This is a genomic window from Thermosynechococcus sp. OHK43, assembly GCF_014466085.1.
In the GTDB taxonomy this organism is placed as follows: domain Bacteria; phylum Cyanobacteriota; class Cyanobacteriia; order Thermosynechococcales; family Thermosynechococcaceae; genus Thermosynechococcus.
The window spans coordinates 1-4,404 of record NZ_JACOMP010000141.1 but is presented as its reverse complement, the minus strand read 5'-3'; the positions used below and the strand labels follow the sequence as shown (position 1 = coordinate 4,404).

At 55.1% G+C, this 4,404-nt stretch carries 4 protein-coding genes; 2 read left to right on the top strand and 2 right to left on the bottom strand.

All coding sequences use genetic code 11. The annotated features are described in order from the left end of the window. Nucleotides 1-2,133: ATP-dependent helicase (locus H8Q75_RS05935; protein WP_297040909.1), on the top strand; the 2,133-nt coding region annotated here is incomplete at its 5' end. Here H8Q75_RS05935 and H8Q75_RS05930 read toward each other — a convergent pair. After that, on the bottom strand, nucleotides 2,114-2,752 hold the full coding sequence (locus H8Q75_RS05930; protein ID WP_024123910.1) for a carboxysome structural protein: 639 nt from the start codon (nucleotides 2,750-2,752) through the stop codon (nucleotides 2,114-2,116). The two genes, H8Q75_RS05935 and H8Q75_RS05930, sit on opposite strands and share 20 nt — an antisense overlap. Before the next feature lie 47 nt (nucleotides 2,753-2,799). Beyond that, nucleotides 2,800-3,510, bottom strand: coding sequence for an HAD family hydrolase (locus tag H8Q75_RS05925; RefSeq protein ID WP_297040908.1), 711 nt, complete (start codon nucleotides 3,508-3,510; stop codon nucleotides 2,800-2,802). Between the two features lie 347 nt (nucleotides 3,511-3,857). On the opposite strand from H8Q75_RS05925, the gene H8Q75_RS05920 reads away from it, so the two are divergent. Then, nucleotides 3,858-4,404 (top strand): Clp protease N-terminal domain-containing protein (locus H8Q75_RS05920; RefSeq protein WP_297040907.1); only part of this gene is annotated, 547 nt, incomplete at its 3' end.

Genomic DNA, 4,404 nt, shown 5'->3' with positions numbered 1-4,404 from the left:
CGGCAACTGGTGGTAGTCACCTACAGTCGTTCGGCTGCCGCCAATATCAAGGTGCGCATCCGCAAGTACCTACGGGAAATGGGGCTGCCCCGCAATGGTTTTAGTGTGCAGACCCTCCACAGTTTGGCCTTGAAAATTGCCACCAGCCACCCCACAGCGGGTCTGCGTTTGAGGGGTGAAAACTTAATGAGTGAGCATGAGCAGCGACGCCTCTGTGTCACCTGTGTCAAGGAGTGGGCGCGATCGCACCCCGATATCCTCGAGCAACTCATCCGAGGCTGCGATACCAGTCCCCTGAGCGACGTTGAACACGATGGCCGCAAAAGTGCACTGTTGACCGACATCTTGGTGAAGTTGGCGCAGACCGTTATTGGCAGTGCCCGCAGTATGGCTTTGATGCCCCATGATCTGCGGCAGTTGTCCCAGCAGTTGTGCTCCCAAGGTGCAGCCGAAGCAGGACCCTACCCTTTTTTAGAGATTGGTGCCGACCTTTTGGAACTGTACCAGAACCATCTGGCGCAGCGGGGGCAAATTGACTACGATGAAATGATTTTGGCAGCTGTTCAACTCCTAGAGGGCGATCGCCAGTACCGCCACGAATGGCAACAGCGAGTGTATGCCGTCTTTGAGGATGAAGCTCAAGACTCAACCCCCCTGCAATCGCGGTTACTGCGGCTTTTAGCCGAGGACCCCACCACCGGACAAGTTCATTTTGTGCGGGTGGGGGATCCGAACCAAGCCATTAACTCCACCTTTACGGCTGCCGATCCCCTATTTTTCAATGAATTTTGTAACGAGTGTGCCCAGAAGAGGGCTTTCTATGAAATGACCCAAGCGGGGCGATCCACCCCTTTGATCATTCGCGTCGCTAACTATTTGGTGCGATGGGCGAATTGGGCACTCAAAGATCAAGAACCCCCCTTCCGTGACCAAGCCATTCAGTGTGTGTCGCCGCCGGGTTTGGAACCGGGGGCCAACCCACCCCCCTGGGGACAAGGGGTAGAAATTGTCCGACCGCCAACGGTTGTTGAGACGGTTAAACATCTGGCGCAGCGCATTTCTCAGGTGTTGGCGGCGCATCCAGAGGCTTCAGTGGCGGTGCTGGTGCGCACTAACCGCCAGGCTGAATTTGTTGCCGATGTCTTGCGATCGCCCACTGACTTCAACCTTGATATTGACCTTTGTGCGCAAGGAATTCCGCTGCTGGATGTGGCCGGCATCGAACGGCGATCGCAGGTGCCCAAGGAATTGCTGGACATTCTCTACTTTCTCCACTGTCCCTATTCTCCCGCAGCGGTCAAGGCAGCCCTAACGGTGCTTCAGGAGCGCAAACGCATTCCACCCCAAAATTTGGATCGCTTGGCAGCTCAGCCAGAGGTCTTCCTCTACCCCGGTCCTTTAGACCCCCCTGCCGAGGAACCGGTGCTCAAGGCACGCCAACACTGCCAACGCCTCCTCAAAGCCCGCCTAGAGCTGTCTCTATTTCCCTTGATCACCTACTGCGCTCAGGAATTGGGCTATGACGCCGCTGAATTAGCCACTGCCGATCGCCTGATCTGGGAATTGACCCAGCAGGAACCAACGCAACTGTGGGAGCGTATCTATCCCCGTTGGCAAGAATTGGTGGCAGCGGATCGCTTTCAAGCGGTGGAGATGGAAGATCTCCATAGCCGCTTAGTGCGATCGGGTCAGGTGACCATTATGACGATGCATCGCGCCAAGGGTCTGGATTGGGATGCGGTTTTTGTCCCTTTTTTAGAGGAAACAACCCTCCCCGGTAAGAGTTGGGTTGCTGCCAATGCTAAGTTCCTCAGTTCTGACGTGGATTTTATAGACGTGGTGCGATCGCAACTGCGGGCCTACGGCCATAACCAGCCACTGCCCAACTGGCAAACTGCCTACAAAAAAGCCACAGCCGCCAAAACCGCCGAGGAATATCGCCTGCTCTACGTCGCCATGACCCGTGCCAAGCGCCTCCTGTGGCTAGCGGCTGCCCAGCAAGCTCCCTTTCACTGGCAAAACTTTAATTGGCGAGGGTTTTATCAACTGCAGGACAGTCCCCCTTGTCCTTTTATCGAAGACCTTCAGAGAAAGTTAAAGGCCCATGCAGCAGCTACTCCCGGCGATCGCTAAAACTATCGCGCCCCGGTAAGCGTTCCATGGCGGCCAAGACTGCCCGTTCCGCCGCCAGAATATCCCGCTCTGCCCCCCCCAAAAAGAGACGACCAAAGCTGCCCACAGCGGAAATCTGCAAAATATTAATCAGTGCTGCCTTTTCAGCCTCATTCGCTGCCAGTGCCGCATAGGCTGCCGGTTCCACCTCAAAGACATAGAGGGTTTGTCCTGCCAGGATCATGTTGCCCCGGCGGGAGCGGTTAATCAGTTGGGTGTGGTGGGCATCAATGTTGCGAATCACTTGACTCGAAATCACCCGTGGCCGCAAGCAATCCTGGACCCGAGCGCCAATGGCATCTAAAATGGCCTGTCCTGCTGCCCGCACTTCCCCCTGATTGCCCGAATGCACCTCCAGTAGTCCGTAGAGTCGCTCGATGAATAAGACTCCCGGCCGCACCACCGCAGACTTCAGGGCAATATCCAAAAGGCGGTTCACATCAATCCCCGGTGAAATCTCCACCCAAAGGGAGCAGTCCCCCGGCAACGGCAAAAACCCCTGGGCCACGGTTCCCAAATAGGCCGCGTGTTGCGGTTGGATCGAATCGAGATAGACATAACTGCGCAGATCAACGCCCAATGTGGTGGATTCCTAACGCGCCAGTACCCATGATCGCCGAAAATTCCCTAGGACAATAGCCGTTGAAGGCGTGGATCGGTAAAGTCCTCAATACAGACCTCTGCCCCTGCGGCTTGAAGGGTCATTGCCGATTGCGTTGTCAACACTCCCCAGCAGAGCATCCCTGCCCGCACCGCTGCCATAACGCCCGCCACGGCATCCTCAAAGACAAGACAATGCTGCGGCACCACCTGTAACCGCTCCGCCACCAGTAGATAGCATTCTGGATCGGGCTTGCCCCGCTGCACATCCTGCTCCATCACCACCGTATCGAAAAAGTGACCCACCCCTTCACAGGAGAGCACCAATTCCACATTGGCGGCACAGGCGGAGGTGCCCAAGCCCAAGCGGTAGCCTTTTTCCTTGGCACTTTTGAGAAAGGGCAATAACCCCGGCAACAGTTCCAAATGGGGTGCTAGCAGTTCCCGAAAGACCGCCTCTTTCCCCGCGCCCCAACGCTCTATTTCCGCTTCGCTCAGCGATCGCCCTAGAAGTTCTGGCAAGAGTTCCGCATTGCGTTTGCCCCCCATATGCCGCAGGTGTTCTAGGTTGATGTGCTGCCGCAGTTCAGGGGTGCGATCCACATAGACGCGCCAAGCCTCCAGGTGATAGGGCATCGTATGGCAGATGACCCCATCCATGTCGAAAATCAGGGCACGCTGGGAGGGTTCAACGGCGAAAAACTGGGAAAAATTAGCCATTGTGGAAAATTTGGGCATCAGCAAGTGTAGTCTATCGCCTTTTGAGCCTAGGGAGGCTGACCAATTCATCAATGGAATATTGCCGCAGGACAGCCCACAAAATCTCAATTAAAATACGGGCAACCACACCTGCAAAAAAATAAGTCAACATCTATAGTAAGAGTATAGTAAGAGTACAGCCCTGTATCTGGGCTATGCCATAGGGTAGGTCAAGGGACGTTGATCCTGTTTAAGAGTGGATTTGACGGTTCTGAGTCGGGTCCATATTTTGGAAAAAGGGCTGTAAATTGGCATACAAAAACACGCCAAAGTGGACGTGTTAAGATGAGTGTTACCAGCACGCAGGAGCCATTAGGGGAAGGGTCATGTTTGAACGCTTTACAGAAAAAGCCATTAAAGTCATCATGCTGGCACAGGAAGAGGCTCGCCGCCTCGGCCACAACTTTGTCGGTACCGAACAAATTCTCCTCGGACTGATTGGTGAAGGTACCGGTGTGGCTGCCAAGGTTCTACGTTCCATGGGCGTGAACCTCAAGGATGCCCGCATCGAAGTGGAAAAAATTATTGGCCGCGGGTCTGGTTTTGTCGCCGTGGAGATTCCCTTTACCCCCCGTGCCAAGCGAGTGTTAGAACTCTCCCTTGAAGAAGCCCGCCAACTGGGTCACAACTACATTGGTACCGAACACCTCCTGTTGGGACTGATTCGCGAAGGGGAAGGGGTTGCCGCCCGCGTCCTTGAAAATTTGGGTGTTGATCTCTCGAAAGTGCGCACTCAAGTGATTCGGATGCTGGGTGAAACCGCAGAAGTGACCGCTGGGGCTAGCCAAGGACGTACCAAAACGCCGACGCTGGACGAATTTGGTGCAAACCTCACCCAGATGGCTATTGAGGGCAAGCTAGATCCCGTGGTGG